Origin of the sequence: Bacillus sp. GC_Bacil_1 (assembly GCF_026540675.1) — a bacterium.
In the GTDB taxonomy this organism is placed as follows: Bacteria; Bacillota; Bacilli; order Bacillales; family Bacillaceae_G; genus Bacillus_A; species Bacillus_A cereus.
Genome location: NZ_JALNUG010000003.1, coordinates 343,670 through 358,403, shown reverse-complemented (window position 1 = coordinate 358,403; position 14,734 = coordinate 343,670). Strand labels below are relative to the sequence as shown.

The following is a 14,734-nucleotide window of genomic DNA, read 5'->3' as shown; positions in this document are numbered from 1 at the left end:
TTATCTCTAGAGTGGTAGGAAAGTAGAGGGGGAAAATCATGACAAAGCTGCAACGTATTCAAAAAGTATTGGTAGCTAACCGTGGAGAGATTGCAATTCGTGTGTTTCGAGCTTGTTCGGAACTTGGATTAAAAACAGTTGCAATCTATTCGAAAGAGGATAGTGGTTCTTATCATCGCTATAAAGCCGATGAGTCCTATTTAGTTGGGGAAGGAAAAAAACCAATTGATGCTTATCTAGATATTGAAGGCATTATTGAGATTGCAAAAAGTAATCATGTAGATGCAATCCACCCTGGATATGGTTTCTTGTCAGAAAATATTCAATTCGCGAAACGTTGCGAAGAAGAAGGAATTATCTTTATCGGTCCGAAAAGTAAGCATTTAGATATGTTTGGAGATAAAGTGAAAGCAAGAACACAAGCGCAGCTAGCACAAATTCCAGTTATACCTGGTAGTGATGGTCCAGTAGATTCATTAGAAGAAGTCGAAAAATTTGCTGAAAAGTATGATTACCCGATTATTATTAAAGCGTCCCTTGGTGGTGGCGGTCGTGGTATGCGTATTGTGCGTACTAGTGAGGAATTAGGAGAATCATATAATCGAGCAAAATCAGAAGCGAAAGCAGCCTTTGGTAATGATGAAGTTTACGTCGAAAAATTCGTTGAAAAACCTAAACATATAGAAGTACAAATTTTAGCAGATGAAGAAGGCAATGTTGTTCATTTATACGAGCGTGACTGTTCTGTACAACGTCGTCATCAAAAAGTTGTAGAAATAGCACCGAGTGTATCACTTTCAGATGATCTGCGTCAGCGTATTTGTGATGCTGCTGTGAAGTTAACGAAAAATGTAAACTATTTAAATGCAGGAACAGTAGAATTCCTTGTAAAAGATGATGAGTTTTACTTTATTGAAGTAAATCCACGTGTTCAAGTAGAACATACGATTACAGAGATGATCACAGGAGTCGATATCGTTCAATCGCAAATTTTAATAGCTGATGGACATGCATTACATAGTAAAATAGTAGGTGTTCCGAAGCAAGAGGAAGTGGTTGTACACGGATTTGCAATCCAATCTCGTGTAACAACTGAAGACCCACTAAATAATTTTATGCCGGATACAGGAAAAATTATGGCGTATCGATCAGGCGGTGGTTTTGGTGTGCGTCTTGATACAGGAAATAGCTTCCAAGGTGCAGTTATTACACCATACTACGATTCTTTACTTGTAAAAGTTACAACTTGGGCACTTACTTTTGAGCAAGCTGCTGCAAAAATGGAACGTAACTTAAAAGAATTCCGTATTCGTGGTATTAAAACAAATATTCCATTCCTAGAGAATGTAGTAAAACATAAAAACTTCTTATCAGGAGAATATGATACTTCGTTTATTGATGTGTCACCTGAACTATTCTTGTTCCCGAAACGTAAAGACCGCGGAACGAAAATGTTAAATTATATTGGTTCAGTAACAGTAAATGGCTTCCCAGGAGTAGGGAAAAAAGAAAAGCCAATATTCCCAGATGCTCGTATTCCATGTTTAAAACATTCAGAGCCAATCCAAAATGGAACGAAACAAATTTTGGACGAGCGTGGAGCAGATGGATTAGTAAAATGGGTACAGGATCAAAACCGTGTACTTTTAACGGATACAACATTCCGTGATGCACATCAGTCATTACTTGCAACTCGTATTCGTACAAAAGATTTACATCAAATTGCAGAGCCAACAGCGAGAATGTTACCAAACCTATTCTCAGCTGAAATGTGGGGCGGTGCAACGTTTGATGTCGCGTATCGTTTCTTAAAAGAAGATCCATGGGAACGATTACTAGATCTTCGTGAAAAAATGCCGAACGTTTTATTTCAAATGTTACTACGTTCGTCAAACGCAGTTGGCTACAAAAACTATCCAGATAATTTAATTCAAAAATTTGTGGAGTGTTCTGCTCAAGCAGGCATTGATGTGTTCCGTATTTTTGATAGTTTAAACTGGGTAGAAGGTATGAGAGTTGCAATTGATGCTGTACGAGATACTGGTAAAATTGCAGAAGCAACAATGTGCTACACAGGAGATATTCATGATCCATTACGTAGTAAATATGATTTGAATTATTATAAAAACTTAGCAAAAGAGTTGGAAGCATCGGGAGCTCACATTTTAGGTATTAAAGATATGGCTGGCTTACTAAAACCAAACGCAGCATATGATTTAGTTTCAGCATTAAAAGAGACGGTATCGATTCCGATTCACCTGCATACGCACGATACGAGTGGAAATGGTATATTAACGTATACGAAGGCAATTGAAGCAGGTGTTGATATTGTCGATGTAGCAGTGAGTTCTATGGCTGGTCAAACGTCACAACCGAGTGCGAACACATTATTCTATGCACTAGGTGGAAATGAAAGACAACCAGATGTTAATATCGATTCTTTAGAAAAGCTATCTCATTATTGGGAAGATGTACGCAAATACTATGCACCGTTTGAAAGTGGTATGAATGCACCTCACACAGAGGTATATATGCATGAAATGCCAGGTGGACAGTATAGTAATCTTCAGCAACAAGCGAAGGCGGTTGGTTTAGGAGATCGCTTTGATGAAGTGAAAGTAATGTACCGTCGTGTGAATGACATGTTTGGAGATATTGTAAAAGTAACACCATCATCAAAAGTTGTTGGCGATATGGCGTTATTTATGGTTCAAAACCACCTGACAGAACAAGATGTTTTAGAGCGTGGACATGCTTTGGACTTCCCTGGATCTGTTGTTGAAATGTTCTCTGGTGATTTAGGTCAACCGTACGGTGGTTTCCCGAAAGAATTGCAAAAGATTATTTTAAAAGGGAAAGAGCCGTTAACAGTAAGACCAGGTGAACTACTAGAGCCAGTAGATTTCGACGCGTTAAAAGAAGAATTATTCCATAAACTTGGACGCGAAGTAACAATTTTTGATGTAGTTGCATATGCATTATATCCAAAAGTATTTATGGACTATGAAAAAGTTGCTGAGCTTTATGGAAATGTATCTGTACTTGATACACCGACATTCTTCTATGGTATGAGACTAGGTGAAGAAATTGATGTGGAAATTGAACAAGGTAAGACATTGATGGTTAAACTTGTATCAATTGGAGAACCACAGCCGGATGGAAATCGTGTCCTTTACTTGGAATTTAATGGTCAACCACGTGAAATTGTCGTGAAAGACGAGAGTGTGAAAGCAACAGTTGCACAACGTGTGAAAGGAAACCGTGAAAATCCAAATCACATTAGTGCAACAATGCCAGGAACGGTAATTAAAGTAGTTGTAAAAGAAGGCGATGAAGTGAAAAAAGGCGATTCTATGGCAATTACAGAAGCGATGAAAATGGAAACGACAGTTCAAGCGCCGTTCAATGGTAAAGTGAAAAAAGTATATGTTAACGATGGTGATGCAATTCAAACGGGTGATTTACTTATTGAATTAGATCACTAAAATAAAAAAAAAGAGCTGTGTAAATACAGCTCTTTTCTTTATTGCAAAAAATCCCTTGCCGAATTGGCAAGGGATTTTAGTTTTAAATTATTTTGTTTGTTTAGGAGTTGATCCGGCTTCTTTTGCATTCATTTTACTTCTTGTTCCTAACATAACTAAATAGCATAGTACGGCAAACAAGCAAGAAATGAATAGAGAATGTAACAATGCCATTGCTAAACTAGCGTTTGTAAATACAACTAAAATTCCTACTACAGCTTGAAGTGTAACAAGGATAAATGAAATGATCCATCCCCAATATACTACAGGTTGCTGTTTGTAATGACGAATAGCGAGAATCATCGCGTAAAGTATCCAAGCGAAAATTAACATTGCTGCAACTCTATGGCCCATTTGAACCCATTCATGTAGTTGAGTTGGCATAGGTCTGTTTTTGCTACATAAAGGAAAGTCTGGACAGGCTAAGCTAGCTCGTTCGTGACGTACTAAAGCACCTGTGTAGACGACGATATAACTGTAAATTGTTACACCATAAATATGAAATTTCATTTTTTTGTCCATAATAAGAGAACGTGCATCAAATTTTTGGTCAATTTCAAAGATAAGACACGTTAATAAAATGACAGAAGCAAATGAAATTAAGGAAATACCGAAATGGATAGCAAGTACAGCTGGCATTTGTCCCCAAACAACTGCTGCTGCTCCCATTAATGCTTGTGCAACTAAAAATACGAAGGATAAAATTGCTAACGTTTTTGTTTCACGCACATGTTTATAATATTTCCAGGACAAAATACAAAGGAGAGTGACAAGAATTCCAGCTGATCCTGATGTTAATCGGTGGCTAAGTTCAATAATAGTTTCCATTGATAAATTAGATGGAACAAATTCACCGTTACAAAGTGGCCATGATTTACCACAACCTTGACCAGAACCTGTTTTTGTAACTAAAGCGCCTCCTAATAAAACTATTAATAAATCAAGGCTTGTAATGACTGCTAACCATTTAATAAAGCGTTGCAATCTCTTTCACCATCTTTCTGCTATGAAGTTATTGCGAAATATTTTCATTCCATTATGTATAGAATAAAACGCGCTAGTTCCTATGATATATAAAAAATAATAAAATAGCAAAGAAATGGAGGGGAAAGGAAAGGGGGAGAAAATAGGTGTAAAAACAGGGTTTCTAAGGAAAAATTTAGGTGAAAAATAGGCTGTTTTGAAAAGAAATGGGGAGAATACGTGTTAAATAGGATAAAATAGTTTATTATAGAAGGTAACATCATGTTATGATAAGGACAAGTCAGAATGAAGTTTTTTATATTCGACACAAAAAGTTCATGTTTTCTTCACAAAATGTTCGGGAAATATGATTTAATATATTGGAGTATGGGCGTAGATTAGTAGTAGAATGGGTTAACAATGTTTCTACTGTAATAATATTGCTATATAGAAGCGAATTATTTCATTTGAAATAGGCGCAAAAAGAAAGATGAAAGTTTTAAGAGGGGGTTAGAGTGATGAACCATGCAACAAGTGAGCTGCATGATGAGTCCGCTGTTACAAGTGTACCGGAAACAACTCGGATACAAGATTTAAAAGCACTCGTTAAAATGGGGATTGTAAACTCAAATACACTTACTGTATTTACAGGATTTTGGTTGGCATTACACTTTAATGGATTAAGTGTAATGGACAATCTGGATAAGTTATTCTTTACAATCGTTGGTTCTGGATTAGTTATGGCAGGGGTATGTTGTTTAAACAACTACATTGATCGAGACATCGATCCATTAATGGAAAGAACAAAGACCCGTCCAACGGTTACTGGAAAGTATAAACCAGGATTTGCACTTACATTTGGACTAGTCATATTACTTCTTGGTTTTGTATTTTTATTATTAACAACACCAATGGCAGTCTTAATGGGATTTATTGGTGCTTTCACATATGTTGTTCTATATAGTTTATGGACAAAGAGAAAGTATACACTAAATACTGTTGTAGGTAGTATATCTGGTGCAGTTCCACCTTTAATTGGATGGGCAGCAATCGATCCATCTTTAGGTCATCCAATTGCTTGGATGTTATTTTTAATTATGTTTATTTGGCAAATCCCACATTTCCTTGCATTAGCGATGAAACGTGTTGATGAATATCGAAATGCAGGAATTCCAATGCTTCCTGTAGTTCATGGATTTGAAATTACGAAACGCCAAATTATGATTTGGACAGTATGTTTATTACCACTACCATTTTATATGAGTGGACTAGGGATAACATTTATGGTAATTGCAACACTGCTTAACATCGGATGGATCGTTTTAGGATTTTATGGATTCCGTAAGAAAGATGACATAAAATGGTCCGTGCAAATGTTTGTTTATTCCCTAAATTATTTAACAATCTTATTTGTATCAATGATTGTAGTTACATTCTTCTAAGACAACGACATAATTGGATTTCTTTACGTTGAGATTTACTTTACTTAACTATAAAGTACAATCTAATTCACAAGGAAAGTGGGGGTTGTTTGTATGAAGAAACAGTGGCGACTGCTTTCGTTCGTTTCACTGCTGGCTTTACTGTTAGGGGGATGCGGTAAAGCCTTTCAATCTACTTTAATTCCGCAAGGAGAAGTAGCAAAAATGCAATATGATTTACTTCTACTGGCGAGTGCAATCATGGTAGGAGTAGTACTAGTAGTTACTATTATTTTCTTGTATGTAATTGTGCGTTTCCGACAAAAGAAAGGTCAGGAAGATTATATTCCAGAGCAAGTTGAAGGAAATCACAAGCTAGAAATTATATGGACAGTTATTCCGATTATTCTTTTACTAATCTTAGCTGTTCCAACGGTTACATATACATTCAAACTTGCTGATGTAAGTGCGATGGAGAAAAAGAATATTGATAAAGATACTATCGTTGTTGATGTAACAGCGAATCTTTATTGGTGGGAATTTTCTTATAAATCAGAAAAGATAGTAACTTCGCAAGATTTAGTCATCCCCACAGGTAAGAAAGTGTATTTAAATTTGAAGGGTGCCGATATTAAACACTCATTTTGGGTTCCATCTTTAGCTGGGAAAATGGATACAAATACAGACAATGTGAACAAAATGTGGTTAAAGGCAGATAAATCGGGCACTTATAATGGTTTTTGTACAGAATTTTGCGGCCCATCACATTCTTTAATGCAATTTAAAGTGAAAGCTTTAGATGAAAGCGAGTACAAAAATTGGCTTGCTGATATGAAGAAGATTGATGGGAAGAAAGAAGTAGCTTCAACAAAGGCGCAAGAGGGCCAAGAAATATTTAATAAAAGCTGTATTGGTTGTCACGCAGTTGGATCTAATGATAGTAGACCACCTTCCGCTCGTATCGCACCAAACTTAGCAAACTTTGCGGATCGCGATATGGTTGCCGGTATTGCCGAAAACAATGAAGAAAACTTAAAAAAATGGCTGAAAGATCCTGAAAATATGAAGCCAGGAAACAAAATGACTGGCAAATATGGCAACTTAACGGATGATCAAATTGATGCATTAAATGCATACTTACAAACGTTAAAAGTTGAAAAGTAAAGAGGGATTATTCGCGAAGGGGAGGTTGAAAACGTGAGTTCTGTAGCAAAAAAACAGGGGATGGGTGCTGTCATATGGGATTATTTAACGACAGTAGACCATAAAAAGATTGCCATTCTCTATTTAATTGCAGGTGGATTGTTTTTTGTAATAGGCGGAATAGAAGCTCTATTTATTCGCCTTCAATTAGCGATTCCTAACAACGCTTTTCTTGTTGGGGATGCTTATAATCAAGTATTGACGATGCACGGTACAACAATGATTTTCCTCGCAGCTATGCCACTCGTGTTTGCATTTATGAACGCCGCTGTACCACTTCAAATTGGTGCACGTGATGTAGCGTTCCCGTTTTTGAATTCACTCGGATTTTGGTTATTTTTCTTTGGTGGAGTATTTTTAAATTTAAGTTGGTTTTTAGGTGGAGCACCTGATGCAGGATGGACATCTTATGCATCTTTAGCTTTAGCTTCTAAAGGTCATGGTGTTGATTTCTATGTACTCGGTTTGCAAATCTCAGGTATTGGTACATTAATTGGAGGGATTAACTTCCTTGTCACCATTATTAATATGCGTGCGCCAGGAATGACGTATATGCGTATGCCGATGTTTACATGGACGACATTTGTAACATCTTCGCTTATATTATTCGCTTTTCCACCGTTAACTGTAGGATTAGGACTTTTAATGTTAGATCGTTTATTTGGAACAAGTTTCTTTAATCCAGCATTGGGTGGGAATACAATTATATGGGAGCATTTATTCTGGATTTTCGGTCATCCAGAAGTATACATTCTTATACTCCCAGCTTTCGGAATATTCTCAGAAATCTTCGCGACATTTTCGAAAAAACGATTGTTTGGTTATTCATCGATGGTGTTTGCGACTGTATTAATTGGATTTTTAGGATTTATGGTATGGGCGCATCATATGTTTACTGTTGGACTTGGTCCAGTTGCTAATGCTATTTTCTCAGTTGCAACAATGGCGATTGCGGTTCCGACTGGTATCAAAATATTCAACTGGCTCTTTACAATGTGGGGCGGAAGTATTCGTTTTACGACACCAATGATGTGGGCAGTAGCTTTCATTCCATCATTCGTCATGGGTGGAGTTACAGGGGTTATGCTAGCATCTGCACCAGCTGATTATCAATTTCATGATAATTATTTCGTAGTAGCACATTTTCATTATGTAATCGTTGGCGGTGTTGTATTTGGTTTACTTGCAGGAGCTCATTATTATTGGCCACTGATGTTTAATAAAGTATTAAATGAAACATTAGGAAAGATAACGTTTTGGCTATTCTTTATTGGTTTCCATTTAACGTTCTTTATTCAGCATTTCCTTGGCTTGATTGGTATGCCACGCCGTTACTACACATATCTTGAAGGGCAAGGGTTGGAAATGGGGAATATGATTAGTTCTATCGGAGCGGTGTTTATGGCTCTTGGGACGATTGTTCTTCTATTCAATGTAATTAAAACGACAGTATCAAAAGAAAAAGCTGGTCGTGATCCGTGGGATGCACGTACATTAGAATGGACGATGCCAGCACCGACACCAGAATATAACTTTAAACAACTACCATTTGTTCGCGGATTAGATCCGTTTTGGATTGAAAAACGTGAAGGTAATAAAGAGATGACAGCAGCGGAACCAATTGGTGATATTCATATGCCAAATCCTTCGTTTTCACCATTTGTCATTTCTTTGGGATTGTTTATAGCGGCATTTGGTGCAATGTATATGCAGGGCGGAAAAGATAAGTTCTGGTTATTAGTAGCAATTATTGGTTTAATCATTACATTTGGCGCAATGTTCCTACGTTCAGTAATCGATGATCATGGATACCATATTCATAAGGAAGATTTAGATGATAAGGGGGGCAAGGCATAATGCATGTAGATGAAAAATTAACGAATGAAACATTTCCAGCAGAGCCTGAAAAAGCAACCCTTGAAGGGAAAAATAAGTTTGTCGGTTTTTGGTTATTTCTTGGAGGCGAAACAGTGTTGTTCGCTTCCTTATTCGGAACATATTTAGCATTAAAGAATTCTACAAATGGTGGACCAACATCTCAAGAAATGTTCCAAATGCCACTCGTTTTCATTATGACGATGCTTTTATTAACGAGTAGCTTAACAAGTGTATATGCGATGTATCACATGAAAAACTTTAACTTTAAGAAAATGCAACTTTGGTTACTAGTAACTGTATTGCTAGGTTTAGGATTTTTAGGGTTTGAGATATATGAGTTTTATCATTATACACATGAATTTAAGCATACTATGAGAAGTAGTGCGTTTGGCTCTGCATTTTATGCTCTTGTTGGTACACATGGACTCCACGTATTGTTTGGGTTGTGTTGGATTTTAACATTAATCTTTAGAAATGCGAAGAGAGGTCTAAATTTATACAATGCACCGAAGTTTTATGTTGCATCAATTTATTGGCACTTTATTGACGTAGTTTGGGTGTTTATTTTCACTGTAGTATATTTAATGGGAATGGTGGGATAAACAATGGCGATAAAGCAAACAAATAATCCTAAAGTTGATCTTGTTTATCGGAAGAGAAAAAGTGCGGAGGAAATGAAGCATCAAGTTATTACGTTTGCATTAATGATTTTTTTAACATTAGTTGCATTTGTAGCAGTGGCGTATCCAAAAACTTTTAGTCCGACTTTCTCTGTGCCATTTATTTTACTATTAGCAGTGGTACAAGTAATTTTTCAATTGTATTATTTTATGCATATGAGCCATAAAGGACATGAAGCAGCAAGTTTCTTTCTTTACTCTGGCCTGCTAATAGGGTTAATTACAATTTTAGCTTTTATGACAATTGTGTGGATTTGAAAAGTGAAATATAAGGGAGCTTGTGTTGTCACAGCTCCCTCTTCATATTATGGGATAACCTTACGAAGGTAGGTGTGAAAATGAGTAACTTGTGGATATTTGGTTTTCAGGCTTTATGGAGTCCAATTTTTTTATTATTTATGCTTTCGATTCTTATTGGGTACTTCTTAATTATTGGACCTTATAGAATGCGATTTGAAAATGCGACGAAGGTAAGTAAGAAGCAAATTTTTTATTTTACGACTGGTATTGTTCTTTTGTATTTTGTAAAGGGAGGGCCTATTGATTTAATTGGCCATATTATATTTAGTGCTCATATGTTTGAAATGGCAGTCATGTATATTGCAGTTCCACCGTTACTGTTGCTTGGTATACCAACTTGGTTATATCGTTACATTACTTCTTTTAAGTTCGTTCAAATTATATTAAAGGTATTTGCTAAACCACTTATTGCGTTGTTTGTATTTAACGGCCTGTTTTCTTTTTATCATTTACCAGTTGTTTTTGATACGGTAAAACAAAGTCAAATTGCTCATCCTATTTGTCTCGCTATATTGTTTTTTACAGCAATCATGATGTGGTGGCCGATGTTAAATCCATTACCAGAATATCAAACGTTAAGTGATATAAAGAAACTTGGTTACATGTTTGCTAATGGTATATTATTAACGCCAGCTTGTGCGTTAATAATTTTTGCGACAGCCCCGTTATTTGCAACGTATACGGATCCGGCTGCTTGGATGAAAGCGATGGAACTATGTGTACCAGCGGGCACTTTATCAGATTTAAATATAACGGGACCGGAATTTTTGCACTGGATGCCAGTAGTACAAGACCAGCAAACTGGTGGTATCATAATGAAAATTGTCCAGGAAATAGTGTACGGTACAATTATAGGCTATGTATTCTTTAGATGGGCACGTAGAGAACGTGAAAAGGATAAGGAGCAGTTGCAACAATTGCCGCCGTATTTACAAACTAAGTAAAAAAAGTGTATGGGATTCCATACGCTTTTTTTACTTAGTTTTAGTTTTTCATGAAAGATTGAATTTTCTAATTATTTATGTTAAGTTAGTGTAGGCGTGTACTAAAAGTGGATATAAAATTTACTACTAGCTTTCATGCGTTATAATTCCATATGTGGTGCAAGTTTTTTAGAGAGTTACAAAAATATATTGTTATCTTTAATAAACACGAACTATTTTAAGGGGGAATTTAAATGGGTAGTAGTGGAAGTATGGTAAAGCCGATTAGTGGTTTTTTGACAGCGCTAATTCAATATCCAGTACCAGTAGTAGAGTCACGTGCAGACATTGATAAACAAATTCAACAAATCATAAAAACAATTCATTCGACCAAATCAGGTTACCCTGGATTAGAATTGATAGTATTTCCTGAATATAGTACACAAGGGCTCAATACAAAAAAATGGACTACAGAAGAATTTTTATGTACAGTGCCTGGGCCAGAAACAGACTTATTTGCTGAGGCGTGTAAGGAATCTAAAGTATATGGTGTTTTTTCAATAATGGAAAAAAACCCTGATGGTGGAGAGCCATATAATACAGCAGTTATTATTGATCCACAAGGTGAAATGATTTTGAAGTATCGTAAGCTAAATCCTTGGGTGCCAGTCGAGCCTTGGAAAGCTGGAGATTTAGGCTTACCTGTTTGTGATGGACCTGGAGGAAGTAAATTAGCTGTTTGTATTTGTCATGATGGCATGTTCCCTGAAGTAGCTCGTGAAGCGGCCTATAAAGGTGCAAATGTCTTGATTCGTATTTCTGGGTATAGCACACAAGTTAGTGAACAATGGATGCTAACCAATCGTTCAAATGCATGGCAGAATTTAATGTATACATTGTCGGTAAACTTAGCGGGTTATGATGGTGTATTTTATTACTTTGGTGAAGGACAAGTATGTAATTTTGATGGGGCTACTTTAGTACAGGGGCATCGAAATCCTTGGGAGATTGTTACTGCTGAAGTATATCCAGAACTAGCAGATCAGGCTAGATTAGGATGGGGATTAGAAAATAATATATATAATCTAGGTTCAAGAGGATATGTAGCAACTCCTGGTGGGGTGAAAGAAAATCCATATACGTTTGTAAAAGATTTAGCTGAAGGTAAATATAAGGTTCCTTGGGAAGATGAGATTAAAGTAAAAGATGGATCTATTTATGGATATCCAGTAAAAAAAACGATTCATTCTTAGGGGAGGGAAAAAACAAGCGCATCATATTGATGCGCTTGTTTTTGTTAATCAATAATTTGAAGTTCCTTTAACTCTTTTTCGACATTTTGTAGGAGTTGTTCACTTTTTTGAAGTACATTCGTTGGGAAAGTCTCATCATCGCCATATTCAACGCCGTGAGGATAATAATGTTTTCCTAATAAGGGAGGGAGTAGTTTTACTTCAGCGTGTCTACTGCCAATGTCACCTTCAACAGCAACGCCTTGCACTCGCAAATAATAAACATCCTTTAATATTTCAAATTTATAATCGTATGTAACCCGTTCATAATCCCACTGTCCAGCAAGTACGAAGTGGTTGTTTTCCATGATTTCAGTTAAAAGAGTTAATTCAACGACGGCTCCATTAAATTTCGTATTTGTAAATTGCATATAATACCTCCTTTTTTAATGTTACACCATTATTTTTATAATAGTATGAATAATAAGAAAGTGCAATTCATATTGAGAGAAAAGGGATAATCCAGACTTTTTTCACAAAAATATGATATAGTGAAAAGAGTACGGTACACACAAAAAGAAAGAAAAGGATTTGTGTATATCTCAATTTTATGTTTTGTTCAGGAGGTATATCGTTTGAAGAAATTATTGCGTATCGTAATGATTACAATTTTAATTTTAGCTGTTGATTTATACGGGAAATTACTCGTTTCACAATATATATTAACCCCATCTCAATCAAAGCAAGAAAATAAAATTGTGAAAAAGAAAAAGCAAATTAAGGAAGACTCCTCAGACACTGTTTTAAATATGATTGGTGAAGACTCTGAAAATTTATTAGCGAAGTGGGGAGAACCCTCTCGAATAGAGCCATCTGCATACGGATATGAATGGTGGGTATACAATCAGGATTTAACTCAGTATGTTCAATTCGGAGTTTCTGAACGTAAAGTTATAACGGCGTACGCTGCTGGTGAACAAGTTAAGGTTCCACCTTATTATATAAATGAAAAATATGAAGAAGTATATAAAAAAAGTCCGCTTTCGCATGAAATTTCATTAAAAAGAGGGAAAAATAGTTATCAATTTGAACTATCTGATACCGAAGTCATGGAACAACCGTTAATACCTGTAGAAGATGGATGGGCGCAATTGTATTTTGATCAATTTACACATGAGCTTGTGGGTGTTCGTTATATGGATGATGAAACTTTATTACGCCAAAGACCATATCAGCTCGTTTATTCAGGTGAATTAATAGCAGAACAACCATTGACTCCAGAAAAGATAAAACAAGTAGAAAATGGGAATATGCAACAAATTTTTGATTTAACAAATATCATTCGAAGTCGTCATAAATTACCATTATTAACATGGGATCAGGAAACGGCAGATGTTGCTGTTGGTCACAGTAAAGATATGAAAGACAATAATTATTTTTCTCATGACTCACCTACATTAGGTACGCTAGGAGATCGTTTGCAGCGCGGGAAAGTAGGATTTCAACTTGCTGGTGAGAACATAGCGGCGCAACATAGTGATGGAATTGCGGCAGTGCAAGGTTGGTTAAATAGTGAGGGGCATAGAAAGAATTTATTAAATGAACAATTTACAGGATTAGGTGTTGGTGTATACGATAAATTTTATACACAAAACTTTATTCGAAAATAAAGCGAAACTGTAAGCGGTGGGGTGTTACATCACCTAATTAGTTACTTCGTATTCACTGAATTGTAGGTGGGAATCTGACCGTATGCAAATAGCAGAAAAAAAGGTGCATGAATCGTCTAAAAATAGGCGAACCATGCGCCTTTTTTTTCTTACTATATAGTAGATATACATGGAGAGGTGAGGATTATGCCAACAACAAAAGGGCCGTTACATCCATCGGTTCAACAGTTTAAAGAATTTGTAAACCATCACCCTAAAATGGTTCATGAGGTTAGAAATGGTCACAAAACTTGGCAACAATTTTATGAAGAATGGTACTTACTTGGTGAAGAAGATCCAATATGGGCAACTTATAGATCGGATGGAGCGCCTGCGTTTTCTTCGGTAAAAGAAAATAAAAAAGAAAAAGATAATCGAACTGAAGAGGAAAAAACTGCTGATGTGATGGGGCAAATGCTTTCTTTTTTTAAAAAGTTGGACGTGGAACAAATGCAGAACCATTTAGCTAATGTGACGAGTGCTATTGGGAGCGTGCAACAAGTTATTCAGCAATTTCAAGGTAACCGTACGCAGCAAGAACAAAGTACTTCAGAAAATAACCCGTTTTTCTTTCAAAAGGATTAGGGGGAAAGATGATGAGAGCAGAAATTATGGAGTTTATAAAGGCTGATGAGGATTTATCTCGCTATATTAGAGAGCAACCGTACTGGTATAGAAAATTAACACGAAATCCTGAAGAAAAAGAGGCTTTTGAGTTAGCGGCGATGCAACATTTCAAAAAAACAATACCAGATAAAGTGGAAAAATTTCAAAATCAATTGGCTGTTGCTTCGATCATGATTGATATGTTTCAGTATATGAAGCAACAAAATGCAACCTAATTACAAGTGAAAAATATGTCCGTCATGCAGAACTTTTGTTACAATAGAGATTGATTATT

Annotated in this window: 13 protein-coding genes; 11 read left to right on the top strand and 2 right to left on the bottom strand. The window is 36.1% G+C overall.

The window, feature by feature from the left end; all coding sequences use genetic code 11:
- Positions 1–38: 38 nt before the first annotated feature.
- Positions 39–3,485 (top strand): pyruvate carboxylase, encoded by a 3,447-nt coding sequence (pyc, locus tag OXT04_RS07130; RefSeq protein ID WP_000164055.1) that lies wholly within the window; start codon positions 39–41, stop codon positions 3,483–3,485.
- 87 nt (positions 3,486–3,572) lie between these two features.
- Here pyc and ctaA read toward each other — a convergent pair whose 3' ends face one another.
- Positions 3,573–4,508: a heme A synthase gene (gene ctaA / locus OXT04_RS07125; RefSeq protein ID WP_097822636.1), complete on the bottom strand. Its 936-nt coding sequence runs from the start codon at positions 4,506–4,508 to the stop codon at positions 3,573–3,575.
- A gap of 497 nt (positions 4,509–5,005) precedes the next feature.
- Between ctaA and ctaB the strand changes: the two genes are divergently transcribed.
- The 7 genes from ctaB (at position 5,006) to OXT04_RS07090 (ending at position 12,145) form a co-directional block, all read left to right on the top strand.
- A complete protein-coding gene (gene ctaB / locus OXT04_RS07120; RefSeq protein ID WP_001015054.1) occupies positions 5,006–5,929 on the top strand; it encodes a protoheme IX farnesyltransferase in 924 nt (307 codons plus the stop codon).
- 93 nt (positions 5,930–6,022) lie between these two features.
- Entirely contained in the window at positions 6,023–7,072 is a 1,050-nt protein-coding gene (gene coxB, locus OXT04_RS07115; RefSeq protein WP_000745273.1) for a cytochrome c oxidase subunit II, read from the top strand.
- A 60-nt stretch (positions 7,073–7,132) separates the two neighbouring features.
- Positions 7,133–8,968, top strand: a complete 1,836-nt coding sequence (gene ctaD, locus OXT04_RS07110) for a cytochrome c oxidase subunit I (protein ID WP_176528369.1) — start codon at positions 7,133–7,135, stop codon at positions 8,966–8,968.
- Entirely contained in the window at positions 8,968–9,591 is a 624-nt protein-coding gene (gene ctaE, locus OXT04_RS07105) for a cytochrome c oxidase subunit III (RefSeq protein WP_000557861.1), read from the top strand. Before ctaD ends, ctaE begins: the two co-directional genes overlap by 1 nt.
- Before the next feature lie 3 nt (positions 9,592–9,594).
- Positions 9,595–9,927, top strand: a complete 333-nt coding sequence (ctaF, locus tag OXT04_RS07100) for a cytochrome c oxidase subunit IVB (RefSeq protein WP_000985703.1) — start codon at positions 9,595–9,597, stop codon at positions 9,925–9,927.
- An 80-nt stretch (positions 9,928–10,007) separates the two neighbouring features.
- Positions 10,008–10,913: a cytochrome c oxidase assembly factor CtaG gene (gene ctaG, locus OXT04_RS07095; protein ID WP_000069031.1), complete on the top strand. Its 906-nt coding sequence runs from the start codon at positions 10,008–10,010 to the stop codon at positions 10,911–10,913.
- 233 nt (positions 10,914–11,146) lie between these two features.
- Positions 11,147–12,145, top strand: a complete 999-nt coding sequence (locus tag OXT04_RS07090) for a formamidase (protein ID WP_267414063.1) — start codon at positions 11,147–11,149, stop codon at positions 12,143–12,145.
- A 44-nt stretch (positions 12,146–12,189) separates the two neighbouring features.
- Here OXT04_RS07090 and OXT04_RS07085 read toward each other — a convergent pair whose 3' ends face one another.
- Complete coding sequence (locus tag OXT04_RS07085; protein ID WP_001160948.1) at positions 12,190–12,555, bottom strand: YugN family protein; 366 nt, start codon at positions 12,553–12,555, stop codon at positions 12,190–12,192.
- A gap of 204 nt (positions 12,556–12,759) precedes the next feature.
- Between OXT04_RS07085 and OXT04_RS07080 the strand changes: the two genes are divergently transcribed.
- From OXT04_RS07080 to OXT04_RS07070, 3 genes are all read left to right on the top strand, one after another.
- On the top strand, positions 12,760–13,794 hold the full coding sequence (locus OXT04_RS07080) for a CAP domain-containing protein (RefSeq protein WP_000735387.1): 1,035 nt from the start codon (positions 12,760–12,762) through the stop codon (positions 13,792–13,794).
- Positions 13,795–13,980: 186 nt separating this feature from the next.
- Entirely contained in the window at positions 13,981–14,418 is a 438-nt protein-coding gene (locus tag OXT04_RS07075; RefSeq protein WP_267414062.1) for a YlbD family protein, read from the top strand.
- A gap of 11 nt (positions 14,419–14,429) precedes the next feature.
- The gene (locus tag OXT04_RS07070; protein WP_001200990.1) at positions 14,430–14,675 is read left to right on the top strand and encodes a YlbE-like family protein; all 246 of its coding nucleotides are present in this window, start codon (positions 14,430–14,432) and stop codon (positions 14,673–14,675) included.
- The last annotated feature ends 59 nt before the right edge of the window (positions 14,676–14,734 follow it).